At 39.3% G+C, this 23,178-nt stretch carries 24 protein-coding genes; 7 read left to right on the forward strand and 17 right to left on the reverse strand.

Annotation, left to right across the window (positions count from 1 at the left end; translation table 11 throughout):
• Window positions 1-165 precede the first annotated feature (165 nt).
• The 9 genes from RGQ13_RS14520 to RGQ13_RS14560 all read right to left on the reverse strand — a co-directional run bounded on the left by RGQ13_RS14520 (window position 166) and on the right by RGQ13_RS14560 (window position 8,228).
• Window positions 166-777, reverse strand: a complete 612-nt coding sequence (locus RGQ13_RS14520) for a fumarylacetoacetate hydrolase family protein (RefSeq protein ID WP_348390463.1) — start codon at window positions 775-777, stop codon at window positions 166-168.
• Between the two features lie 60 nt (window positions 778-837).
• Entirely contained in the window at window positions 838-1,830 is a 993-nt protein-coding gene (locus RGQ13_RS14525) for an amidohydrolase family protein (protein ID WP_348390464.1), read from the reverse strand.
• Window positions 1,831-1,921: 91 nt separating this feature from the next.
• The gene (locus RGQ13_RS14530) at window positions 1,922-2,458 is read right to left on the reverse strand and encodes a 3-hydroxyanthranilate 3,4-dioxygenase (RefSeq protein ID WP_348390465.1); all 537 of its coding nucleotides are present in this window, start codon (window positions 2,456-2,458) and stop codon (window positions 1,922-1,924) included.
• Between the two features lie 44 nt (window positions 2,459-2,502).
• Window positions 2,503-2,940 carry a RidA family protein gene (locus tag RGQ13_RS14535; protein WP_348390466.1) on the reverse strand — a complete coding sequence of 146 codons (438 nt, stop codon included), beginning with the start codon at window positions 2,938-2,940 and terminating at the stop codon, window positions 2,503-2,505.
• A 46-nt stretch (window positions 2,941-2,986) separates the two neighbouring features.
• Window positions 2,987-3,772 carry a 2-keto-4-pentenoate hydratase gene (locus RGQ13_RS14540; RefSeq protein WP_348390467.1) on the reverse strand — a complete coding sequence of 262 codons (786 nt, stop codon included), beginning with the start codon at window positions 3,770-3,772 and terminating at the stop codon, window positions 2,987-2,989.
• Between the two features lie 2 nt (window positions 3,773-3,774).
• A complete protein-coding gene (dmpG, locus tag RGQ13_RS14545) occupies window positions 3,775-4,854 on the reverse strand; it encodes a 4-hydroxy-2-oxovalerate aldolase (RefSeq protein ID WP_348390468.1) in 1,080 nt (359 codons plus the stop codon).
• A gap of 9 nt (window positions 4,855-4,863) precedes the next feature.
• Entirely contained in the window at window positions 4,864-5,856 is a 993-nt protein-coding gene (locus RGQ13_RS14550; protein ID WP_348390469.1) for an acetaldehyde dehydrogenase (acetylating), read from the reverse strand.
• Between the two features lies 1 nt (window position 5,857).
• Complete coding sequence (locus RGQ13_RS14555) at window positions 5,858-6,685, reverse strand: 2-keto-4-pentenoate hydratase (RefSeq protein WP_348390470.1); 828 nt, start codon at window positions 6,683-6,685, stop codon at window positions 5,858-5,860.
• A gap of 64 nt (window positions 6,686-6,749) precedes the next feature.
• The gene (locus RGQ13_RS14560) at window positions 6,750-8,228 is read right to left on the reverse strand and encodes a 2-hydroxymuconic semialdehyde dehydrogenase (RefSeq protein ID WP_348390471.1); all 1,479 of its coding nucleotides are present in this window, start codon (window positions 8,226-8,228) and stop codon (window positions 6,750-6,752) included.
• 430 nt (window positions 8,229-8,658) lie between these two features.
• Here RGQ13_RS14560 and RGQ13_RS14565 point away from each other — a divergent pair, with 430 nt between their 5' ends.
• The 6 genes from RGQ13_RS14565 to RGQ13_RS14590 all read left to right on the forward strand — a co-directional run bounded on the left by RGQ13_RS14565 (window position 8,659) and on the right by RGQ13_RS14590 (window position 13,294).
• Window positions 8,659-9,975, forward strand: coding sequence for an MFS transporter (locus RGQ13_RS14565; protein ID WP_348390472.1), 1,317 nt, complete (start codon window positions 8,659-8,661; stop codon window positions 9,973-9,975).
• A gap of 151 nt (window positions 9,976-10,126) precedes the next feature.
• Window positions 10,127-10,939: an aspartate dehydrogenase gene (locus RGQ13_RS14570; protein ID WP_348390473.1), complete on the forward strand. Its 813-nt coding sequence runs from the start codon at window positions 10,127-10,129 to the stop codon at window positions 10,937-10,939.
• Between the two features lie 41 nt (window positions 10,940-10,980).
• Window positions 10,981-11,424: a VOC family protein gene (locus RGQ13_RS14575; RefSeq protein ID WP_348390474.1), complete on the forward strand. Its 444-nt coding sequence runs from the start codon at window positions 10,981-10,983 to the stop codon at window positions 11,422-11,424.
• A 34-nt stretch (window positions 11,425-11,458) separates the two neighbouring features.
• Window positions 11,459-12,196: a sulfite exporter TauE/SafE family protein gene (locus RGQ13_RS14580; protein WP_348390475.1), complete on the forward strand. Its 738-nt coding sequence runs from the start codon at window positions 11,459-11,461 to the stop codon at window positions 12,194-12,196.
• Between the two features lie 34 nt (window positions 12,197-12,230).
• Window positions 12,231-12,548 carry a 2Fe-2S iron-sulfur cluster-binding protein gene (locus RGQ13_RS14585; protein WP_348390476.1) on the forward strand — a complete coding sequence of 106 codons (318 nt, stop codon included), beginning with the start codon at window positions 12,231-12,233 and terminating at the stop codon, window positions 12,546-12,548.
• A gap of 209 nt (window positions 12,549-12,757) precedes the next feature.
• Window positions 12,758-13,294: a 3-hydroxyanthranilate 3,4-dioxygenase gene (locus RGQ13_RS14590; RefSeq protein WP_348390477.1), complete on the forward strand. Its 537-nt coding sequence runs from the start codon at window positions 12,758-12,760 to the stop codon at window positions 13,292-13,294.
• 67 nt (window positions 13,295-13,361) lie between these two features.
• Here RGQ13_RS14590 and RGQ13_RS14595 read toward each other — a convergent pair whose 3' ends face one another.
• The 8 genes from RGQ13_RS14595 to RGQ13_RS14630 form a co-directional block, all read right to left on the reverse strand.
• The gene (locus RGQ13_RS14595) at window positions 13,362-14,420 is read right to left on the reverse strand and encodes a hypothetical protein (protein ID WP_348390478.1); all 1,059 of its coding nucleotides are present in this window, start codon (window positions 14,418-14,420) and stop codon (window positions 13,362-13,364) included.
• Between the two features lie 222 nt (window positions 14,421-14,642).
• The gene (locus RGQ13_RS14600) at window positions 14,643-15,293 is read right to left on the reverse strand and encodes a GntR family transcriptional regulator (protein ID WP_348390479.1); all 651 of its coding nucleotides are present in this window, start codon (window positions 15,291-15,293) and stop codon (window positions 14,643-14,645) included.
• 234 nt (window positions 15,294-15,527) lie between these two features.
• On the reverse strand, window positions 15,528-17,015 hold the full coding sequence (locus RGQ13_RS14605; RefSeq protein WP_348390480.1) for an aldehyde dehydrogenase family protein: 1,488 nt from the start codon (window positions 17,013-17,015) through the stop codon (window positions 15,528-15,530).
• A gap of 1 nt (window position 17,016) precedes the next feature.
• Entirely contained in the window at window positions 17,017-18,642 is a 1,626-nt protein-coding gene (locus RGQ13_RS14610) for a thiamine pyrophosphate-binding protein (protein WP_348390481.1), read from the reverse strand.
• An 81-nt stretch (window positions 18,643-18,723) separates the two neighbouring features.
• A complete protein-coding gene (locus RGQ13_RS14615) occupies window positions 18,724-19,551 on the reverse strand; it encodes an alpha/beta fold hydrolase (protein WP_348390482.1) in 828 nt (275 codons plus the stop codon).
• Window positions 19,552-19,577: 26 nt separating this feature from the next.
• Window positions 19,578-20,111 (reverse strand): VOC family protein, encoded by a 534-nt coding sequence (locus RGQ13_RS14620; protein WP_348390483.1) that lies wholly within the window; start codon window positions 20,109-20,111, stop codon window positions 19,578-19,580.
• Window positions 20,112-20,122: 11 nt separating this feature from the next.
• Window positions 20,123-21,055, reverse strand: a complete 933-nt coding sequence (locus tag RGQ13_RS14625) for a fumarylacetoacetate hydrolase family protein (protein ID WP_348390484.1) — start codon at window positions 21,053-21,055, stop codon at window positions 20,123-20,125.
• A 388-nt stretch (window positions 21,056-21,443) separates the two neighbouring features.
• The gene (locus RGQ13_RS14630) at window positions 21,444-22,268 is read right to left on the reverse strand and encodes a sulfite exporter TauE/SafE family protein (RefSeq protein ID WP_348390485.1); all 825 of its coding nucleotides are present in this window, start codon (window positions 22,266-22,268) and stop codon (window positions 21,444-21,446) included.
• 199 nt (window positions 22,269-22,467) lie between these two features.
• On the opposite strand from RGQ13_RS14630, the gene RGQ13_RS14635 reads away from it, so the two are divergent.
• Window positions 22,468-23,139 (forward strand): malonic semialdehyde reductase, encoded by a 672-nt coding sequence (locus RGQ13_RS14635; RefSeq protein WP_348390486.1) that lies wholly within the window; start codon window positions 22,468-22,470, stop codon window positions 23,137-23,139.
• The last annotated feature ends 39 nt before the right edge of the window (window positions 23,140-23,178 follow it).

A 23,178-nucleotide genomic window follows, 5' to 3' on the forward strand; every position in this document is an offset into this window, starting at 1 on the left:
GATCTGCGCAGCCCAAATTAAGAGTTAAAAACACTAGTAGTGCAATTGAAATCAAAAATAACTTTGCTAACTTATAGAAAACGAACACTTTATTATTTCACCGGCCTAATCGGTTTGAATGAAAATCATTGTATGAATTACTAATATGTAATTCATACAATGACTCTATACTGCATGCCAAGATTTAGCCAACAAAGTTTCCGTTCCGTTGATTACCTTTCCTTTAAAATGAGAGCCTTTTCTAACTTCACCTACGCCTTTAGGTGTGCCTGTCATAACCACATCTCCATCTTCTAGATCCATAAAGGTTTTCAGTTCTTTTAAGATTTCATTCGGCTTATACATCATCAGCGACACTCCACCTTGCTGTACTAATTCGCTATCAATAGTTAATTCTAGATACAAATTATCATCAATAGAATCTATGGCAACAAAGTCACTCAATACTGCAGCGCCATTAAATGATTTAGCACGTTCCCAAGGTAAGCCTTTAGCTTTAAGTTTTGACTGCAAACCTCGTTTGGTTAAATCAAGGCCAAAACCTACAGCAACAAATTCACCACCTTTAACTAAGAAACATAGCTCACCTTCATAGTGTAACTGTTCTTGATGAAAGGAATGCAACTCTGTTGATATTGCTGAATTAGGCTTATTGAATACCACCATATTGTCGGGTACTTCATTGCCTAACTCATGAATATGATCAACATAGTTTCTGCCAATACACACTACTTTGGATGGGCTTATTTCTTTGTTTGCAAAGTTAATGTTCTTCACGTTCAACCTTAATATTTAATCTAAAACTTCTATTATCAATTCTATAGCAATTTACAAAGCTTATAAATTAAAGAATGAAGCAGCATTAGCTCCGAGGATCTTTTGCTTAGAGGTTTCAGATAGCATTTTATTTTCGCGTACTAACGTCCCCACGCGTTGTTCACCTAATGGAAATGGTGAATCAGAGCCAAGCATTACTCGATCATCACCCATAACATTCGTTAATAGTTGCAATGAATCATCACTGAATACGGCAGAATCTACAGAAAAACGATCACAATAAGATGATGGCAAGTTAGGACAATCTTCGCGAACAATATCGCGATGTTTCCAAGCATTATCTACTCGACCAATTTGAAATGCGAAACTTCCGCCACCATGTGCAAAACATAGTTTTAAATCTTTTGAAATTCGCTCAAATGCCCCCGACAAAATTAATGATAAAATTGATAATTGAGTTTCAGCCGGCATTGCAACTAACCATTGCAACATGTACTTAGGCATACGGTCACCACCAAGCATGTCCCAAGGGTGTACTAGTACAGGAATATTTTCACTGGCACAATGCTGTAAAAATGTTACGAGACCTTCGTTATCAAGGTTTTTATCGCCAACATGATTACCAATTTGTACACCAACATGACCATTTTTAACGGCGCGACTAACTTCTTCACAAGATTTATCGATATCTTGTAAAGGCACTTGTGCTAGCGCTTTCAAACGATTGTTGTCATGGCTACAAATGTCTAACGCTAAATCATTAAATATTTTTGCACATTCATGGGCATGTTTTGCTTGTTTAGCATAAGAAAACAAAATTGGTGTGGCACTCATTATTTGAATATCAACATTATCTCGATCCATCTCGGCTAATCGTACGGCCGGATCCCAACACGCTTCATAAACAGGGCGAAAATCTTTACCACCTTGCATTAACATTGCTTTACCTGGTGTGGTATGTCTCATTGATGGCCATTCGCCGCCGCCAAATTTTTCAGCTAAATCAGGCCATTGCTTTGGCAAAAAGTGGGTGTGCATATCTACTACTGGCATGATATTTCCTTTATTCAATTTTTATCGAGTCAATTATTTTTATCGAGATAGTTATGTTATCGGGTCAATATTGACTGTTTTTCTATGTTATTTATGCTGGGTGTATGGCATTACAACTTGGACATTTTCGAAGTGACTCATCACTGGCAAATGTTTTAAATACAGGCTGTAAATCTTTCGAAATATTTTTTAATGTCAGCTCTGCACGATGTACTAAGTGATTGCACTCTTGGCAATACCACTCGAAGGCATCTTTAGCGCCTTCAGGACGTTTGGGCTCAATAACTAAACATAAACTGCCTTCTTCTGGACGCTGAGGTGAGTGGCGTACAAATGGCGGTAATAAGAAAATATCACCTTCTTTTAGGTGTACTTCTTCTGGGCCTTTAGAGGTCATAATGCGTAAAAAAGCATTACCTTTAAATTGGTAGAAAAACTCTTCAACCGGGTCAACATGATAGTCGTAACGTTCATTTGGACCGCCAACTACGGTGACCATCAGATCGGCATCTTCCCAAATCAATTTGTTATTCACTGGTGGTTTTAATAAGTGTTCATGTTCTTGCAGCCACTGTTGAAAATTAAAGCCACGTAAACTGCTTACACTGTCAATTAATTCGTTACTCATGCTTAACTCCTAAATTCAAATATTGTCACTAATGTTTTGTTTTTTTAAAGCGGTTTGTAAGCAACAACTTTTATTTCTATTAACAAATGTGGGTGCGGTAATTGATGCACAGCGACTGTTGTTCTAGCAGGTCCTGATTCATTAAAATACTCACTGTATACTTGGTTATAACCAGCAAAATCATTCATATTTACCAAGTAACTACTGACTTCAACCACGTTAGATAAATCTGCGCCAGCGGCTTTTAAAATTTCGCCAATGTTGTCAATTACGGCTCTCGTTTGTGCCTTTATCGATAAATTTGTCGCGCCCATTTCATCAACTTCAACACCGACAAAACTATTGTCAGGTAAGCGTGAACTCGTGCCCGAAACGTAAATAAAATCACCCGCACGTTTATAATGCGGAAACTTACCGCGAGGTTTGGCTTTACCAGCAATTACCTGGCTGTCTGCCGCATTGTTTATATTTGTTGTAGTCATCTTTTTAACCTTAAAATTCGTAAGCTATTACCTTCGCAACTGTAAATTAGGCAACAGTAAATTCAGCAATCCCTAATTTTTCACAATGCAATTTAACGTGCAGACCTTGCTTAATTGGTTGTGCCGCAGTTGCAGCACCTGCTAATACAATTGAGCCTGCGGGTAACACTTTTCCGGCTTCACCAGCAACACGTGCAGCCGCAGCTAATGAGCGATATGGATTACCTAAAATGGCAGCGCTCGAGCCTATTTCAATAGCTTCGCCATCAAACTCCATCACCATGCCTAAATTAGATAAATCACCGCCCGCCTGTTGCCATGCACCTATGGTGAAACCAGAAGATGAACAGTTGTCAGCAACCACATCTTCTAGGGAAAATTTAAAATTGTCATAACGCGAATCAATTATTTCTAATGCTGGTGCAACAGCTTCAACAGCAGCCATCACTTCTGTAAGTGTTAAGTTGCCGCTTAATGGTTTTTTCAATAAAAAAGCAATTTCAGGTTCAACTCTGGCGTGAATGAATTTACTGAATTCAACTTCACCACCTTCTTCAATAAACATTTCATCAGTTAGTGGTCCCCAAATTAGGTCATCAACTCCCATTTGGATCATTTTTGCGCGACTGGTAAAGCCCATTTTGATACCAACTTGCTTTTCACCGCGATCAAGACGACGCTGTAATGATTCATCTTGTACTTGGTACGCTTCAATAAGTGACAAGTGATGACCTTGGCTTGATAACTGAGCAATAGCAGTAGCATTAAATGCAGCATCATCAACCTGCTTAGCTAAGCTTGATATTTTTGTGTCAAAGGTTACGTCATTCATAGTTATGCTCTCTGCTTAATTTGGTTTGCTTGCTGTTTTTTCTGCTTAAGTAAATCTAATGCAACATCAACGATCATATCTTCCTGGCCACCGACCATTTTGCGGTTGCCAAGCTCTACTAGTATTTCTCGAGTATCTAAGCCGTATGTTTTAGCCGCATGTTCAGCGTGGCGTAAGAAGCTTGAATACACTCCTGCATAACCAAGTGATAATGTTTCTCTGTCCACTTGCACAGGTCTATCTTGTAATGGACGAACTAACTCATCGGCAGCATCCATTAAGGTATAAAGATCAGTTCCATGGTCCCAACCAAGGCGAGCTGCAGCGGCAATGAATACTTCTAAAGGAGCATTACCCGCCCCAGCTCCCATACCTGCAAGTGAGGCATCAATACGAGTAACACCGTGTTGAGCGGCAACAATAGAATTTGCCACACCTAGTGATAAGTTATGATGCGCATGAATACCAAGTTCGGTTTCAGGCTTTAATACAGCTTTGTAAGCTTTGGCGCGAGCAGCAATATCATCCATATTCATTGCACCACCAGAGTCGGTAATGTAAACGCATTGAGCACCGTATGATTCCATCAATTTGGCTTGTTGTGCTAATGCTTCAGGTTCACTCATATGAGACATCATTAAGAAACCACATGTATCCATACCAAGTTCTCTGGCGTATTCAATATGCTGTTTAGCAACATCAGCTTCAGTACAATGCGTTGCTACTCTTACTGAACGAACACCACTGTCCCAAGCCCATTTCAAATCTTCTTTAACTGCAATACCGGGTAAAATTAAGGTAGTTAATTTGGTGTTTTCAATTACATCATTAACCGCTTCAATCCACTCTTTGTCGGTATGTGCACCAAAGCCGTAGTTAAAACTAGAACCGCCTAAACCGTCACCGTGAGCAACTTCAATTGCATCAACACCAGCTTTATCGATAGCTTTAGCAATTGCTTGCACATGATCAATTGAGTACTTATGACGAATAGCATGCATGCCATCGCGTAATGTTACGTCTTGAATGTATAATTTTTTCGCATCTGCGTTCTCAGTTAAATGAGCAGTAGAGTTAGTCATAATAAATCCTTAAGCAGGTACGCTAATTGTTTGGCTATTGATAAACTTACACTCGGCAATGCGCTCAGCCGTGCCTTGTGCCGCTGAGGTCATAATGTCTAAATTGCCAGCGTAAGCAGGAAGGTAATGTGCAGCGCCTTCAACTTCTAAAAATACCGATGATTTAAGGCCAGAAAAGTCGCCATAACCAGGTATATGCAGAGGTGCATTTTTTTCAAAACGCTCAAACTGCACTTGCTGCTTTAAACGATAGCCAGGAACATAAGATTGTACTTTAGCGACCATGCTCTCAACCGCCCCTTGAATATCGGCTTCTGTGGTACCGGCATCTTCAGGTAACTCACTCAAAACCAAAACCGTGTCACGCATCATCATTGGTGGCTCAGCCGGATTCATGATGATAATTGCTTTACCTTTTGCAGCACCGCCTACTTGTTCAATAGCACGAGAGGTTGTTTGGGTGAATTCATCAATGTTTGCTCGTGTACCTGGACCGGCCGATTTTGATGAAATTGACGCGACAATTTCAGCGTAATGTACTTTGGCAAGTTCACTAATGGCTGCAACCATTGGGATAGTCGCTTGACCACCACAAGTCACCATATTCACATTACCTTGTTCAAGGTTGGCTTCAATGTTTACCACCGGCACTGTGTACGGGCCAATAGCTGCAGGCGTTAAATCGATAACTTGCTTGTTATGTTGTTGCAGTATTTCATTATGATGTTTATGTGCATTCGCCGATGTTGCATCAAACACTATTTTAATGTCTGCAAATTCAGCCAAGTTGACTAAGCCATTAATGCCTTCATGAGTTGTAGCTACCCCTAAACGTTTTGCTCTGGCTAAACCATCTGAGTCGGGGTCAATACCAACCATAGCGGCCATTTCTAAATTTTTAGACGTACGTAGTATTTTGATCATTAGATCAGTACCAATATTACCTGAGCCTATAATGGCTACTTTAACTTTGCTATTTGCGCTTTCATTTGAATTGGTCATTCTAGTTTTCCTCACTTTGGCTAGCAGCAAAGGCAACACGTACAGAGCCTAAACCTGAAATGCGAGTATCAATCACATCACCTGGTGCTACTTGTACCATTGGGCCTAAGGCGCCAGTTAAAATAATGTCGCCAGCTTTTAATGGTGTGCCATTTTCAACAAACGTTTTCGCCAGCCATACCGCTGCATTTAATGGATTACCTAAACAAGCTTGACCAGCACCGGTAGACACTTGCTCACCGCGACGTTCCATAACCATGCCGCATAAACGTAAATCTAAATCAGATAAAGCAACGGGTTTGCTACCTAAAACAAATAACCCTGATGATGCGTTATCAGCAATAGTGTCAACAATATTGATATTCCACTCAGCAATACGGCTGCCTACAATTTCAATTGCAGGTAAGGCATAAGCGGTAGCGTTAATAATGTCGACTATTGTTGGGTTAACAACATCAATATCGTTTTTTAAAACAAGGGCTATTTCGGCTTCAACTTTTGGTTGCAACACAGCATCTATCGCAACGGTTTCACCATCACCAATAAACATGTCGGCGTAAAGCACACCAAAGTCAGGTTGATCAACGCCTAATTGGCTCTGTACCGATTTAGAGGTTAAGCCTGCTTTTACACCAACTGTGCGACGCCCTGCTTGCTGCCAGTGCTGAGTATTAATTTGTTGTACGGCATAAGCTGACTCTAAGCATTTATCTGCTAATAAATCGCGAACTGGTGCACAAGGTATGCCGCTTTCATGAGCCTTACGAATTGACTCTGCCGCGTTAATAACGTTTTCGTCTTGGCTTAATTTTGTAATGTTTGATGTCATTGTAATTTCCTGGCTCATTAAATTTTTAGTAAACAGTAGTATTCAGTTTTAAGGGTTAGCAGTATTAAAGCTTGATACAAATATTGGTTGGTTCAGAATAAAAATTAAGAGAATGAACCCCACCCTCACGGCCAACGCCTGATAATTTCATCCCGCCAAATGGTGTTCTCAAATCTCGTAAGTACCAAGAATTGACCCAACAAATACCGACATCCATTTGACCTGCCACGCGGTGAGCGCGCTGTAAATTAGTTGTCCAAACGGTTGCAGCCAGACCGTAGTCACTATCGTTGGCCATTGCTATCGCTTCGTCTTCATCATCAAATGGAGTGATATGACAAACTGGACCAAAAACTTCTTCTTTCACAATTTTGCTCTGCTCAGACAATCCGGTAAAAATTGTTGGTTGTACAAAGGCACCGTTATCACGAGCATCACCAAAACTTGGTGCGCCGCCACCGGTAATGACAGTCGCACCGTCATCAATAGCACTTTGGTAATAGGCAAGAACTTTGTCACGATGCTTGTGTGAGATCACCGGGCCCATGTCGGTGCTTTCATCTAAAGGCCAGCCGATATTAAGTGCTTCGGCTTTCACTTTTAGCGCATCAACAAACTTGTCAAAAATAGAGCGATGAACATATAAGCGTTCTGTACATAAACAAACTTGACCACCATTGGTAAATACCGAGCGGGCCGTGCCAGCTACGGCTTCATCAAAGTCACAGTCATCAAAAATAATGCCGGCATTTTTACCGCCAAGTTCAAATGACAATGCTTTTACACCATCAGCAGAAGCTTTCATAATTGCTGAGCCAGTGCTTGACTCACCTGTAAAGGTAATTGCATCAACACCTTTATGGGTCGTTAAAAATTCGCCTGCAGATTTATGACCAAAACCATGAACCAGATTAAACACACCTTTTGGAATTCCTGCGTCATGCATTACTTCGGCGAGTAGTGTTGCTGTTGCCGGTGTTTCTTCAGAGGGTTTTGCGATAATAACGTTACCTGCAGCCATAGCCGGAGCAAGTTTCCAGGTCATTAACAAAAGCGGTAAATTCCAAGGGGCAATTACGGCAACTACGCCAAGCGGTTTATTTACTGCATAATTCAATGCACCTTTACCGTCAGGTGTGTCTGTGTGAAAACATTCCGATGATTGTGATTTGACCATGTCGGCAAAAATTTTAAAATTTGCTGCGCCGCGAGGAATATCAATAGTACGGGCCTGAAAAAATGATTTACCGGTATCAGCCATTTCTGCAGTAACAAACTCATCAAAGCGAGCATCTATTCCGTCGGCTACTTTATGTAATAATTTACAACGCTGTTCTAGTGATAATTTGCCCCACTCTCCATGCAATGCAGATTGAGCTGCGATTACAGCTTGGTCAACCATTTGCTGATTTGCTTCTGCGACTTGATTAATAATAGTGCCATCAACAGGGTTCACGTTATCAAATAGCATATCGCTGCTAACAAACTCGCCGCCAATGTAATTTTTTAAAACAGAACCTGCATGAGGTATAGTGTTGTTCATAAGTAATGCTCTTTCTGGGCAGTATTTTTCAATACCCCTACTTTATTAAACCAAGCCATAATATAAAAATAATATTTAACACCTTAGCTATAACAAAAAAGTTATTGCCAAGAGGTTTTATTCACATTGAAAATTGTACTTTGCTGTGGTCGAATAGCATCAACACAAACCTTTAAAGAAAAATTTCAGCCTAGCTATAATTAATCTTGCATGACTTGTGTTTATTGACTTGAAGAAATTTAGAACAGTTTTATCGTAATTAAATTTGCCAACGTATTAGGCAATGTAAAGTCTAATAGTGACGCGTTTTGAGCGGCTAAAAAGGAAATTTTCAAAATGAGAGATTTTAACAATCATCAAAAATATTGGCTTGACAGTTGCCATGTATACAATTAGGTTTGTTCGTATACTAAATGTAAATGAGGTTATTATGTCGAACGAATTGGTTAAAGCACCACTAACATCTGAAATGGATACAACAATGAAAACAAATAAAATATTTTATGGTTGGTGGATTGTGATAGGTACAATTATCGGGCTGTCGCTTGGATATAGCGTAATTGCTATGTCTTTTGGTACTTTTATCAAAGCGTTTGAAACAAGCTTCGGCTGGACCCGAGGGCAAATATCATTTGGTCCTACGATTATTGGTATTACGGCTATCGTGTTTTTCCCCTATGTCGGTCGAATGATAGATAAACATGGCGTTAAAAAAATATTGGTGCCTTCCACTTTCTTATTTGCCCTCACCATAGCGTCAATGTCACTACTTACTCCGTCAATTTGGCATTTATACGCTATGTGTGTTGTTATCCCATTATTAGGCGCTGGTACAGCTCCGTTAACCTATTCAAAATTATTAGTTAGCTGGTTTAATAAAAAGCGAGGCCTTGCTTTAGGTATTGGTTTAGCGGGTGTTGGGCTAGGTACTACGATGGTACCATTAATTGCTTCTTACTTTATGGAGCACTATACCTGGCGTGAAGCGTACCTTGCCATTGGCGTACTTATCTTAGTTATTGCCTTACCTATTAGTAAGTTTATTTTTAAAGATAAACCCAGTGATATTGGTTTATGTCCAGACGGATCAACTGATGCTCCTAGTGCACAACAAACTTCTTTCTCAAAACCAAATACACAATTAGTCGGTTACACCACGAAAGAAGCAATTAAGCAAAAAACCTTCTGGTTGATGTTTACTTCATTTTTAATTACCGGTCTTTGTACTTCAACGGTCTTGGTACATTTAATTCCGATGATGACTGACCGCGGCATGAGTATCAAAGAAGCGATCGGCACTTTTGCTTATTTAGGTATGTCGATTGTTGGTGGCCGATTACTCGCTGGCTATTTAATGGATAAGTTCTTTGCCCCTTATGTGGTTATCGCCTTTATGTTTGGTCCTGTCATCGGTCTTGCTTTATTTGCCATGGGCGCGTCTGGTTTTGAAGCCGCTATTTGTACAGCATTAATTGGTATTGCCATTGGCGCTGAATTTGATGTGATGGCGTACTTTACTAGTAAGTACTTTGGTCAACGCTCATTTGGTGAAGTCTACGGTTATAGTTATTCAGGCTTTAAACTTGGCGCAAGTATCGGTCCTTTAATCATGGGCTTAACTTTTGATGCGGTAGGGCGTTATACCGAAGTTTTATGGGCAATGTCAGCAATTATGATTCTCTGTTGTGTCTGTATACTGATGATGGGTAAGTACCCTGAGTTGCCAATTCGTAAAAGCGAAAGCTAATGGTTCTACCTTTCTAGTCCTAGTAACTCCCTAGAGTCTGCAGTAGCTTTAATCAGTGCTGCGGGTTCGCCTTCTTTCAGTGTATACAATACAGAAAGAAGGAATACAAAAACAAGCAACGTTTAAAATAACACATATTGAAGATTTAATTATGAAAAACACGTTAAAAGTAGGTATTGCTGGCTTTGGTACTATTGGCCAAGTTGTCGGCCAGGCACTAGATGATGGTATGGAAGGTTTAGAGCTAACCGCAATTACATCAGGTAATCTGGATAAAGCCAAACAGAACCTTAAAAGTTTTAAAAAAACAGTCACCGTTGTTGCGGCACAAGACTTAGCTAATATCGTTGATGTTGTTGTTGAATGTGCACCTACATCAGCTTTTATGAGTGTTGCCGAACCAACGTTAAAACAGGGAAAAATCTTAGTAACTGTAAGCGGAGCAGCTATATTGCAAAACCCTAACATTGTTGATGTTGCTAAAAATAGCGGCGGACAAATCATTCTAGCTACCGGTGCCCTTTTGGGTTTAGATGCAGTTCGAGCTGCAGCTGAAAGCACTATCCATTCAGTAACTATGGTTACTCGTAAGCCACCAACATCTTTAACTAAAGCAAAGTACATTGTCGAGAACAACATCGATATATCGAATTTAACTGAGCCATTGCAAGTCTTTAAAGGTAGTGCTCGTGAAGGCGCCGAAAAATTCCCATCAAACGTCAACGTAGCTGCAGCACTTGGATTAGCCGGCGTGGGCGCGGATAAAACTCAATTAGAAATTTGGGCAGATCCGACTAAAACCAGAAATACCCATTACATCAATGTTGATGCCGATAGCGCAAGCTTTGCATTAACCATTGAGAATGTGCCAACCATTGAAAATCCGGGAACGGGTCGAATTACAGCATTAAGTGTAATAACCGCCCTGCGTTCAATTACTACACCACTTCGAGTTGGCAGCTAGAAAGAATAGAAAAATTCAATTTACAAATTTAGGAAAATATTATGAGTAAGAAAGTAATCAAATTAAAACATTTAGCCATGGCATCGGCCGATCCTGATGCAAGCAGAGATTTCTTTGTAAACGTTATGGGCTGGTCTGTTGCCGGTGTTGTAGCTAGTCGTAATGCTAATGGTTATTACGTAACTGACGGCAATGTAAACTTGGCTATTTTAAATTTTAAAAATGGACCTGCTGCCGGAAAAGAATTTCCTCAAGGCTATGTTGGCCTGCACCATATTGGTTTTCAATGTGAAGATATTGAAGCCATGGTCGGTGAGTTTCAAGAAAATGGTTACCAACCACGTCACGATGTAAATTTAGCTCAAGGATTAGGTAAAAATCCTGCTAAAGATAATGCTGAATATAAAATGAATGGACCAGAAAACATCATGGTTGATATTTCTGAGCGTGGCTGGGTAGGCACAGAAACCTATAAAACATTATAGACATAAGGCTTAAGATAAATAGGTGATATTGGCGATGATGGCAAATGAGGTGAGTCTGTTTATAATCGCTATTTTCACCTCCACTCTGGCCGGAATTTGTGCCATGGGTGGTGGCATGATCTTAGTATTAATATTACCGTTTTTTGTGCCTGCAACTGCAATTATCCCTATTCATGGTATTACCCAATTTGCCAGTAACAGTTCAAGATTAGCGTTTTGCTTTAAACATGTATATTGGCCTTTTGTTGGTCAGTTCATCATAGGAGCATTAGTAGGCACCGCACTGTTCAGTACATTTTTAATTAATATTTCCAGCCAAAATTTACCATTATTTATTTCAGTGTATTTATTATTAACGCTTTGGTTAAAACCCATTGAAAGATTATTTAGTAAATTTGAAAGCTTTTATATTGTTGGTGCAATTCAAGCTGGACTTGGGTTATTAGTAGGTGCTCCGGGGCCAATAACCGTTACTTTATTGTATAAAAAGCTTACTGAAAAAGAGCAAATTATCGCTACCGCTTCATTGTTAATGGGTATTACCAACTTAAATAAAGTTTTAGTGTACAGCGTGATCGGTTTTCAATTTTTAGAGTACTGGCAATTGATTTTAGCCTCGGTTGTTGGTGCTACATTCGGTTCAATACTGGGTAATTATTTACGCAACAAAATACCAAATCAACATTTTATGGTGTTATTAAAGTTTATATTAACTAGTTTGGCCTTATGTACTTGCGTTCGTACACTGCAATTACCCCATACCTTAAATTAATCATGTTTTTACAACTAACACTCCAGGAAAAACTATGCCTAAAATCACTTTTATCCAACGAAATGGCGATAAGAAAACTGTAACTGCAGAAAACGGTTTAAGCCTTATGGTTGCCGCTGTTGAAAATAATATCCAAGGTATTCCCGCTATTTGCAATGGTTGTTGTAGTTGTGGCACTTGTTTAATTTCGGTTGATGGAACTTACATAGATAAATTATCCACTAAGTATTTTGGTGAGGAACAAGTGCTATCAAAACTAAAAAACTCTAATAAAAATTCACGTTTAGCATGTCAAATAATTGTCACTGATAAACTCCATGATATGAAGGTTAAAGTTAGTGAAAAACTTTAACTTCATCACATTATAATATCCATACACAAACTCATATAACAAGGCAATAATTCACGATAACCAGTACTGTTCACACCTGATTTGCATCAATTTATTAACAATTCCTCAAGATATAGTAATAGCAAGTCCGTTAAGTTTTTTCCCACTCAGTGAGAACAAACTTAATGGAATTGGTATAAGATAACACTAACAAAACAGAGGAAGCTATTATGGCTATGCCAAAAGCATTAAACGTGCAAAAGTGGATTAACGACAATCAACACTTATTAAAACGCCCTCCGGTAAATAATGAATTAATTTTCAAAGATGCCGATATGATGGTGATGATGGTAGGCGGGCCTAATGAGCGCTTAGATTATCATTGTAATCCTGTTGAAGAATTATTTTATCAACTCAAAGGGAATTGTTATTTAAATTCATTCGATGAGGGCGGCAAGCCGTGTGAAATTCATATAAAAGAAGGCGAAATGCTGATGTTACCCGCAGGTGTATTGCATTCTCCACAGCGACCAGAGCCCGACAGCATTTGTTTAGTTGTAGAGCCGGCAAGACCTGAGGGACAATTAGATAAGCTGCAATGGCACTGTGGAAATTGTTATGAAATGGTCTATCAAATTGAAGCTGAAATATTGTCTATTGTTGAAGACTTGCCCAAAGCCTATGAAGCTTTTCACAACAATATGGATGCAAGAACGTGTAAAAATTGTGGCACTATTCATCCAGGCAAAGAAAAACTAACTAATTAGCAGATAATTAATGGGCTTGGTATAACACCTCATATTATCCTTTTAGTGGATAATATGAGGCCTTAGACTATATATTGCTTACTTTAATTGCATATTCCGGACGCGTACTCCAACTTCTTTTCTGTCTGTTTAGGTTTCGAAACAGCATAAACCAAACAAAGAACAACGCACTCGCCAATTTAAGCACAATAGGAAACCAACCTGGTAAAGTATCAGATAGATTGATTAGTACTCCATCATCAGGGTATAGGCCCATACCGACAAGAGAGGGCAAACGATACCAGTAATAACAAATTACAGCTGACGTTGCGAAAACCTTATTCACATCACGAATCGCTGCTGGAGCAAGTAGCTTTCTTAGTAACAGGTATATGGCAAGAGATATAAGCCCAGCGCCTAGTGGCAATGCATATGCAGTGACCACCTGCCAAAAACCAACCTCTACGTAATCAGGAACATGATACCAGCCCCAGATATAACCGACAAAACCACCAGTCATCACTAAACCTGATAATTTTTCCATAGATACATTTCGAGTTATTGCTGCCGACATTTGCCTGGTTGAGTCAGGGCAAATAGACGTGCATTTTTCACAAGTTGTACAGTGCGCATTATCAGTGGTAAAAGCTGGTGTACTGCCATAAAGGCGCTCCACGGAATGTATTGGACAAAGCGAGGCACACCAGCCACTTCGCCATTGATATTTATATCCCATAACAATGGCAATAGCTGTAGCGATTAATAGCATTACGGCAGTGGAAGGACCGCTAGTGTTGAGTAACAAATGTCTAAGCGGGACAATTAATATTAACGCAACAACGCCAGCAGAAAACAGTTTACCTGTGTTGTGAATACTTATTTTTTTCTGCTGAGAAAGCCCTAGCTTAGTTAGCAGCAATGCCGAGGATGACATTGGGCATATATTGCGCCATACCCCAGGAATAATAACCACAATTGCTGGTGCTATAGGAATTAATAAATTCCAAAAAAGTAAAATACCAAGATCTGGTTTAAATAAAAGTAAACTGACAATGATGACACCAATTAGCCACAAAATAGTTTGTACTATTTTCCATGCTAGGCTTGGCATTGATAACTTTAGTACAGAAACTTTTGCAAATGACATGCTGCTCTCCAATAATATTTTTATTCTGCTAACTAAATAAATAGTTATTGGTTTAAAACATATCAGTGATGATTAGCTTGCTCTTACGTATTATTAACAAACTGTGAGTTATTTTAAAATACGTCAGACTTTTTAATATTACGTTGGATAATGCTCGCGATAAGCCCTTAAATATATGAGTGATAAAAGTTAGCTTTTGCGCTCAAACTTAAAGTTGCATATCTATTTTTGTCTCATCAAATAGTCTAATGTGCCCATACTAGTATTAGAAATATGATTTTTCATCGCATTAAAAGCCATTTCTTTTTGGCTTTTACTTATGGCTTCAACGAGATCTTCATGTTCGAGAAATGATGCTTCGAGACGATTACGTTTTTCAAATAACCAAGGTTGACGATACAAACTAAGCCGTTTTCGTAACGTACTAATGGTTTCTAGCAAGGTTATATTGCGAGAGCCTTGATGAATAGCGTGATGAATTTGGTTATTTAAGTTGGCAAATTCATCAACACTTTCAGATTCTACAGCTTGTTTAGACTGCTCATGCAAACGCAGTAATTGTTTTCGCTCAACCATAGTCATACGTTCTGCACTAAGGCCTGCACACAATGCTTCCAATTCAGCCAAGGCTTCATACATATCGGCCAGTTGATCGATATCTAACTCAATAACAGCAACACCTTTATGAGGCTTACTTTCCACTAAACCATTGGTGTGCAATAAACGAAAAGCTTCACGTATAGGCGTTCGAGATGCACCGTATTGATCAGCTATGTCTTGCTCTTCGAGCTTTTGTCCTGGTTTTAATTCACCAGATATAATTGCGCTAGAAAGTTGATTATAAATTTTATCGGAAATGGTTAAACTGGCCATAGAACATACTGAGTTATTAGGAAGAGTTAATAACATAGTACGTTAAAGCAGATAACTTGCAAAGTTACAAATCTATTGCCATCCTTGGCGATTTGCATTCCTTCATCCCTGAAGTAAAAATACAAGCGCTACACATTGTGTACAACGTTTGTTACTAGGGAGGTTTAAACTAAATCGTTAGGATGAGTTTAGTAACCTGATCTTGGGATAATGAGTGTTTATTCTGAGTTCAGGTTAAGCATCCAAATTCATACAAAAGACTTTTGTATGGGTCATTTCTTTTATTGCAAATTTAACGCCTTCTCTACCCATGCTGCCGCGTTTTGCACCGCCAAATGGCATAGCATCTAAACGGTAGTCACTGGAGTCATTTACCATAACCCCTGCAACATCAAGCTCACGAGATACTTTCATTGCAGTATTAATGTTTGCAGTAAATACTGCGCCATGAATTGAGAATTCAACATTATTGGCTAGTTCAATGGTTTCATCTAAATCGCTAAATGGAAATAAGCTTACCACTGGGCCAAAGGCTTCTTGGCAAATCAAATTTTCACTTTGTGCAACATTATCTAATGCCGTTGGGTAATAACATGCGCCATCACGTTTGCCGCCTACTAACAAATTAGCACCTTTATTAACTGCGCTATTTACCCAGTTTTCGATACGTTTGGCTTCAGTTTCGTTGATCATAGGTCCAATGTCATTGCCATCAATTAACTGATCGCCAACTTTCAACTGCGCGGTTTGTTCAATAAATTTCGCTTTGAACTGCTGATAGATGCCCTGTTCAATGTAAATACGTTGTACACCAATACAGTTTTGGCCAACGGCCCAATATGAACCTGATACACAAGACTCTACAGCTTTATCAATGTTACTGTCATTCATCACAATCACCGGTGAATTAGCGCCAAGCTCCATCGCTAGCTTTTTAATGCCGGCATTTTTGGCAATAATTTCACCCGATGCTTCACCACCAGTGTAAGTCACCATTGCTACATCTTTGCTAGAAACCAACTGCTCAGCAAAGTCTCTGGCATAACCGGTAAGTACGTTCACTTGCCCTGCTGGTAAGCCACTTTCAATTAACACTTCTACCAGCTTAATTGCCGATAAAGGAGCTTGTTGAGATGGCTTTAAAATAACTGAATTACCTGCCGCAAGTGCTGGCCCTAATTTATGGGCAGCAAGATTTAACGGGTCATTAAATGGCGTGATAGCGACAATAACCCCAAGTGGCATGTGCTCATAAAAACCTATACGGTTTTCGCCACCGGTAAAACTATCAAACTTCACCGTTTCACCAGTTAATCGAGTTGCTTCTTCAGCCGATAAATTAAGCGTATTAGCACAACGAGTAACCTCTTTTCGAGCTGCAACAATTGACTTACCAGTTTCAAGCGCTATTGTTTGCGCAAACTCTTCAAGCCTGGCCAACACCTTTTGCGCTGCGCCTTTTAAAATATCTGCACGTTGATGACTTGGTTGATATTGATTACGTTTAAAAGCTTGTCTGGCACTTTGTATTGCTTGGTCAACATGGTCATTATTCGCACACGACACTTCACTAATAATGCTGTTATCAAATGAATTAATAATGGACATTGTTTGCTTAGCGCCAATCCAATCACCATTAATTAAAATAGTGTTATTGCTGTTTTGCTCACTGTCGCTAGATACTGTCAGGCTATCGTTAAGTTTAGTCGCTAATGCTGGCATTTTATGGTTTATCCTTTCTAAGTACTAAGTCGTCATATTCACGAGAATTTAATATCGCTTCGACAATTACCGGGCCATCTGCAGCAAAAGCTTGTTCAAGCGCCGCATCAAATTCACTTGGATCGAACGCTTTAATAACTGGTACGCCAAAGATGTTATCGCCACCAATAGTTCCGCGTTCTCGAATAGGAGTACCGTAAATTGGGTTACTTTTCTTTTCTTGCTTAATACGAATAAGCGCCAAATCGTTATCAGTAAACAATACAAATACGATTTTAAGTTTTTCTCTTACCGCTACGGCTAACTCGCCAGCAGTCATTAAAAAACCGCCATCGCCAACCACCGCACATACACTGGTATTAGGGTTGGTTATTTTAGCAGTAATGGCTGATGGAATTGCGAACCCCATAGCAGACCAACCATTGGTCATTATTTGTAAACCTGGCTTTGGTGTTGGCCACTTTTGTCCAATTAAGTGGATGTGAGCGCCAACATCACAGGTCATGATGCCATCTTCAGGCAACTTTTCACGTAATATATCTAAGGCAGAACATGGGCCAAAAGCACCATTATGAGAAGTCATTTGCGCAAACATATCTGCTTTACGTATTGCGACAGCAGGTAAGTCCCATGACTTTTCAGCAAACTTAGTTTTAACAAGTTGCTCAACTGAATGTTTAATGTCGCCGATCACATCACAGGCTAAGGTATATTCAGAAGTGTCCAGATCGGTAGCAACAATATCAATACTTACCAACGGAACATTTGGGATCCAATCTTCATAGTTAAATTCAATCTCATCATAGCCAATACTTAAAACTAAATCGGCTTGTTGATGAGTTTGTCCAACTACGTCACTTAATGCATGAAATAATACGCCGGCGTAGCATGGGTGATTTTCTGGGATCATACCTTTTGCCATTGGATTAAGAACCACGGGTACTTTATTTTGTTCAGCAAACTTAAGTATTTGCGTTTGAACATCACTAGTAACTGCTCGCATTCCTAAAGCGATAACCGGCATAGTTGCATTAGCAAACAATGTTTTCATTTGCTCAATAATGTTTTTATCCGCTTTTGGTTGTGCCTTAATTTTATAAGGCGCGATATTTTGTTCTTTACTAACTTGACCACCCATACCTGCAGGTAAACCAATATGAACAGGACCTGGTACATCTGATAGTGCAACTTGTGCCGCATCAAAAATAATCTCTCGGACTTTATCCGCTTCTAAGCGCGTAGTTTTTTTAGTTAATGGAGCAAATAGTGCTTGATGATCAATATTCATTTGTACAATGCGGTTGCGTTTATCGCTAGCCATTTCATCAGTTAGGGCGATCATTGGAGAGCGATCTAAATATGCACTACCAACCCCTGTTGCTAAATTGGTTGCGCCAGGACCAAAAGTGCCAAAACAAACCCCTGGTACACCAGTAATGCGACCATAGACATCCGCCATAAATCCAGCGCCACCTTCATGTGTCGCCAAAACAAAGTCAATACCATCGGTAGTGCGCATTGCTTCCATATAATCGACCCAACCACCGCTTGGAACACCAAATACGTGCTTAACGCCTAAGTCAATTAATGCATCGACCACTTGTTGTGCTACTGTTTTATTACTCATCATAAACACCAAATTAAATATTTTTTATAACTACCAAATGCAGTTAATTAAGGGTTAAAGCAGTTATGCTAACTGTACTTATTAACCCGCCTTTACATAGCCAGAAGCATTACTGTGGGCTGAATTACTACTAGGATTTAATCCGGCCATTTGTAAGAAACTTAAAACACTATCGTTAAATTCTTGTGCTCGTTCATAAAATGCCGAATGACCACAATTATCAAATTCAACAATGAATGAATTAGCTATCTGCTCTTGTACTAAGCGCACCGCATCTATCGGGAATAAGATATCGTCTTGCCCGCTGATAAACATAACAGGAATACCAAGGTTTGCTAGTTCTTGAGGAGGTATTTTATCAGGTGCATAGTCCCCAACTAAGTTAGATTTATCGGTAGCGTTAAAGCTGTTAATTTGCTGATAAAGTACCGTACCTGCTTGGTTTTCATTACGGTAGGCTTCGCCTAACACGCGTTCGAGCTGAGTTAAATCTTTGGTATTTAATCGAGCTTGATCCATTATTTTGGCAACATCATCTGACTCGACTAAGCCATGTAATGAATCGGCTATCACTAAGCCAGCAACCCTTTCTGGGTATTTGTTAGCAAAGTTAATTGCTGTGCCACCACCCATTGATTGGCCAACAAGAGCAGCTTTGTCAATGTTTAGGTGATCAAGTAGTGCTAACAAATCACTGACAAAGCCAGCTCTTCCGAGTTTGTCATTATCTGTTGAAGAGCCAAAACCACGATGATCAAAGGTAATAACTTTATACGCTTTCGCTAATACTGCTACTTGCTGATACCAAGTTACATGATTGCCACCAAGACCATGCGCTAAAACTACAGCCTCGCCTTCTCCATGCACTTCATAATAAAATTGATTCGAATTAATTTCTAATATCGACATAATTATTCCTAACCTTATAGATTATTTTAATCTTTTTTCAAAATAGCGGTAATTCTAGCCGGAGGCTCAACCACAAAGTCTTTTAAATGCCACTGGTCAAATGTTTCTAAAACATCACTTTTCCACACAGAGGCTTCATATGGTGCATCTTCAGTTATCTGTAACATGTCTGAATAAAACTCAACATTGTTACCATCCGGGTCTTTAAATACGATGAATGTATTATCTCCAGGACCATGACGTCCTACACCACGATCAATCTCAATTCCACGTTCAATCAACATTGCCGTTATACGTTTAATCTCAGTTAGCGACTCTACTTGATAAGAAAAATGCTCCACTCGATTATGTTCAGGATCTAATTTACCAATTTGATCCGCAGGTAATTGTAATAGAGCCATATCATGGTGATCGCTGCTTGAGCGCATAAACACCATTTTGTCATCTATCCAATCTGATATTTCTAGGCCTACAACGTCTTGATAAAATTTCACTGAAGCTTGAATGTCGTCAACTTTTAAGACTAAATGTCCTAATTTTAATGGTTGTGGTTTATACATAGTTTACTCCCTTAAAATTCTTCGGCTTTAACTGTATTAATTATTTCACCTACACCTTCAGCTGATGCTCGTAATACATCGCCAGGTTTTAAGAACAAACCAATGCCTTTGCCAACACCTGCTGGAGTACCTGTCATAATCACATCACCAGGTTGTAACGTAAGAATGCTAGATAAATACTGAATTTGCTCGAATGCATCCCAAATTAATTCACTAGTGTTACCATCTTGCATTTGTTTATCATTTAGGTATAACGCCAATTTAACTTTATGCGGATCGGCTATTGCACTTTTAGGTACAAATACTGGCCCCATAGGGCAAAATGTATCCCAACTTTTGCCGCGAAACCAATCGTGTTTAAATGGATAGTCTGTACGATGATTCAGGTCTCTGGCGGAGATATCGTTTACCACGGTATAACCAGCAATGTAATCAAGTGCATCTTCTGCTTTAACTCTACGTGCAGTTTTGCCAATAACCACACCCAGCTCAACTTCCCAATCAAGCTTTTTAGTTTCTGGAGGCAAAATTACATATTTATTAGTACCAATAACACTGCTAGTGGCTTTCATAAATACATAAGGAGAGCTATCTGGTTTGGCGGCTAAAATGGTATTCATTTCAGCAGCGTGTTCATGATAATTAGATGCTGTGCCAAAAATTGTGGTTGGCTTAAATGGTGCTAATACTTGGTAATCACCACTAATGGTCGTTAGACTTGCTACCTGCAAAGCAGCAGCTTGGGCAAACACATCTACTTCAGCATTTATTTGTTGCCATTGCGATAAAGCTAGGGTGACATCTGCTGTCCAAGACGGTACTTGAGCGTTATTTGGATAAACAGCGCGGTAGGCTGTTTTAAGATCGTAATATTTTTGTTCAAAGACAATGGCTGTTCTAATTACATCGCCTTGCTGATAAGTAGCTAAACCGTAATTTGTCATTGCTACACTCCATTAATTGGTTGTTAAATTCATGTATACAATGTGCTGTTTTTTGCTATAAATATCGACTAAATTTTTTCATGTCACGTATAACATTTTTATTATAACTAGGCGTCCACCTCTATTTTTTGCGATATATCTGTGTAAAATTAATACCTAATAGTTTTATTTGAATTACAGGAGTTATCGGGGATAACGCTTTGAAGAGTGATATAGTTCATCGCAGTAAAACGTCCTAATAAATTAGGACCAACCATACTTATTAGCTGTTGAGATGCCTTTGGTAAAAAAAGGCAACAGCACCACGAAAGGGAATGCTGTTGCCTGAAACAAAAAGGTTTCTAAAGGGACTAAAAAAATTATTAATTTACCAAATGAACATAAAGCATTAAGCACCCAATGTACGATAGATCATTCGGCAGGCGACAATGAACAAGAAGCCACCAAATAAAGTGCTCAAATGACGCTTATCTAGGCTGTGAGCTATTTTAGCGCCTATTGGTGCTGCCCATACGGTTACCGGTGAAATAAGTGCAAAACCTATAAGGTTTACATAACCAAAACTACCTGGTGGTAAACGCGGATCGCTATAACCTGACACAATAAAACCTATGGTACCCGGTATGCTAATTAATAAGCCAATAAGTGCTGCTGTGCCCACCGCTCGATGAATTGGTTGATTCATCAAAGTTAGTACCGGCACACTTAACGTACCACCACCGATGCCCATCATGCTCGATAAGCCTCCTATAACAACGGGAGTCGCTGGGGCGACAATGCCGCGAGGTACATCTTGACTGATAATAATGTTATCTAAAGGTAGTGCCATTTTGATAGCAACAATTAATGCCACTACACCAAATATTGCCGAAAGCACTTGGCTATCAACATAGCTTGCCGCCATAGCGCCAATTAATGAACCAATAAAAACTGCAGGGCCCCAGACTTTAATTAAATTAAAATCTACTGCCCCTTTGGCATGGTGTGCTCTTGATGAAGAAATAGAGGTTAAAATAATACATGCTAATGATGTTGCAACCGCAATGTGCATTCTTATTGCGCTGTCTACTCCGTAAAAACCTAAAGCAGTGTCAAGCACAGGGACAATAACAATACCGCCACCAACTCCTAACAGTCCGGCTAAGATTCCGCCGACAACACCAGTTACTAACATCATTGCTACAAAAGGCAATATTTCAATCAACATATCCATAAATCTCTACCTTCACTTCAAGTGAATACTTTAATAAAACTTGTAGCCAGTATACCCAAGCACCACTATGCATACAACGCTATAATATCGAGCTCTGATATATTCATTTAGTTATAACTAAGGGGTTATATTTTAATTTAAAAATGATCATAAAAAGTCGATGATAAGGTAATAATTGGAAACAGATAAGATTGAAACTATGAATAAGCCACAATTTACCGAGCAACAGTTGCAAGCTATCGCAAGTGCACAACTTAAAGCAGATGAGCTTAAAGTTAATAGCCCAGTTCTTAATGATAATGCCCTAGATTTAATTATAAGAGAAGCTAGGAGTCATAACGGTTGGTTAGATAAGCCGGTAAGTGATGACTTACTTAAACAACTTTATGACATTGTAAAAATGGGTTCAACGAGCATGAACACTTGCCCTGCTCGCTTTATATTCATTCGCACTGATGAAGCCAAAAAACGTTTAAAAAAATGCCTCGCACCGCTAAATGTCGACAAGGTGTTAAGTGCTCCGGTTACCGTTATTATTGGTCACGACATGGAGTTTTATAAGCATATGCCAAAGTTATTTGCCCATAACCCTGGAGCACAAGCTTTGTTTGAAAACAACCCTACCATGATTTCCTCTACGGCTTTTCGTAATGGTACTTTGCAAGGTGGCTACCTGATGATAGCTGCACGCGCACTTGGCTTAGATATTGGCCCTATGTCTGGTTTTAATAATCAAGCAGCAGACGATGAGTTTTTCAGTGGAACTAGCATTAAAAGTAACTTTTTATGTAGTTTAGGCTATGGCGACACCAAGAAAATATTTCAGCGCTTACCTAGGTTTGAGTTTGATGAAGTGTGTACGCTTTTGTAACTAAAACGGTTATAACCAGTTTGTTATAGAATTTAACTC

Origin of the sequence: Thalassotalea psychrophila (assembly GCF_031583595.1) — a bacterium.
Classification (GTDB): domain Bacteria; phylum Pseudomonadota; class Gammaproteobacteria; order Enterobacterales; family Alteromonadaceae; genus Thalassotalea_A; species Thalassotalea_A psychrophila.

What these genes read in the sequence shown, in the direction of transcription:
- RGQ13_RS14610 (WP_348390481.1), bottom strand. Translation starts at nt 18,642, where the DNA reads ATGAGTAATAAAACAGTAGCACAACAAGTGGTCGATGCATTAATTGAC.
- RGQ13_RS14620 (WP_348390483.1), bottom strand. Translation starts at nt 20,111, where the DNA reads ATGTATAAACCACAACCATTAAAATTAGGACATTTAGTCTTAAAAGTT.
- RGQ13_RS14570 (WP_348390473.1), top strand. Translation starts at nt 10,127, where the DNA reads ATGAAAAACACGTTAAAAGTAGGTATTGCTGGCTTTGGTACTATTGGC.
- RGQ13_RS14630 (WP_348390485.1), bottom strand. Translation starts at nt 22,268, where the DNA reads ATGGATATGTTGATTGAAATATTGCCTTTTGTAGCAATGATGTTAGTA.
- RGQ13_RS14635 (WP_348390486.1), top strand. Translation starts at nt 22,468, where the DNA reads ATGAATAAGCCACAATTTACCGAGCAACAGTTGCAAGCTATCGCAAGT.
- RGQ13_RS14535 (WP_348390466.1), bottom strand. Translation starts at nt 2,940, where the DNA reads ATGACTACAACAAATATAAACAATGCGGCAGACAGCCAGGTAATTGCT.
- RGQ13_RS14625 (WP_348390484.1), bottom strand. Translation starts at nt 21,055, where the DNA reads ATGACAAATTACGGTTTAGCTACTTATCAGCAAGGCGATGTAATTAGA.
- RGQ13_RS14525 (WP_348390464.1), bottom strand. Translation starts at nt 1,830, where the DNA reads ATGCCAGTAGTAGATATGCACACCCACTTTTTGCCAAAGCAATGGCCT.
- RGQ13_RS14565 (WP_348390472.1), top strand. Translation starts at nt 8,659, where the DNA reads ATGTCGAACGAATTGGTTAAAGCACCACTAACATCTGAAATGGATACA.
- RGQ13_RS14615 (WP_348390482.1), bottom strand. Translation starts at nt 19,551, where the DNA reads ATGTCGATATTAGAAATTAATTCGAATCAATTTTATTATGAAGTGCAT.
- RGQ13_RS14530 (WP_348390465.1), bottom strand. Translation starts at nt 2,458, where the DNA reads ATGAGTAACGAATTAATTGACAGTGTAAGCAGTTTACGTGGCTTTAAT.
- RGQ13_RS14595 (WP_348390478.1), bottom strand. Translation starts at nt 14,420, where the DNA reads ATGTCATTTGCAAAAGTTTCTGTACTAAAGTTATCAATGCCAAGCCTA.
- RGQ13_RS14555 (WP_348390470.1), bottom strand. Translation starts at nt 6,685, where the DNA reads ATGACATCAAACATTACAAAATTAAGCCAAGACGAAAACGTTATTAAC.
- dmpG (WP_348390468.1), bottom strand. Translation starts at nt 4,854, where the DNA reads ATGACTAACTCTACTGCTCATTTAACTGAGAACGCAGATGCGAAAAAA.
- RGQ13_RS14600 (WP_348390479.1), bottom strand. Translation starts at nt 15,293, where the DNA reads ATGGCCAGTTTAACCATTTCCGATAAAATTTATAATCAACTTTCTAGC.
- RGQ13_RS14590 (WP_348390477.1), top strand. Translation starts at nt 12,758, where the DNA reads ATGGCTATGCCAAAAGCATTAAACGTGCAAAAGTGGATTAACGACAAT.
- RGQ13_RS14540 (WP_348390467.1), bottom strand. Translation starts at nt 3,772, where the DNA reads ATGAATGACGTAACCTTTGACACAAAAATATCAAGCTTAGCTAAGCAG.
- RGQ13_RS14605 (WP_348390480.1), bottom strand. Translation starts at nt 17,015, where the DNA reads ATGCCAGCATTAGCGACTAAACTTAACGATAGCCTGACAGTATCTAGC.
- RGQ13_RS14550 (WP_348390469.1), bottom strand. Translation starts at nt 5,856, where the DNA reads ATGACCAATTCAAATGAAAGCGCAAATAGCAAAGTTAAAGTAGCCATT.
- RGQ13_RS14575 (WP_348390474.1), top strand. Translation starts at nt 10,981, where the DNA reads ATGAGTAAGAAAGTAATCAAATTAAAACATTTAGCCATGGCATCGGCC.
- RGQ13_RS14580 (WP_348390475.1), top strand. Translation starts at nt 11,459, where the DNA reads ATGATGGCAAATGAGGTGAGTCTGTTTATAATCGCTATTTTCACCTCC.
- RGQ13_RS14560 (WP_348390471.1), bottom strand. Translation starts at nt 8,228, where the DNA reads ATGAACAACACTATACCTCATGCAGGTTCTGTTTTAAAAAATTACATT.
- RGQ13_RS14585 (WP_348390476.1), top strand. Translation starts at nt 12,231, where the DNA reads ATGCCTAAAATCACTTTTATCCAACGAAATGGCGATAAGAAAACTGTA.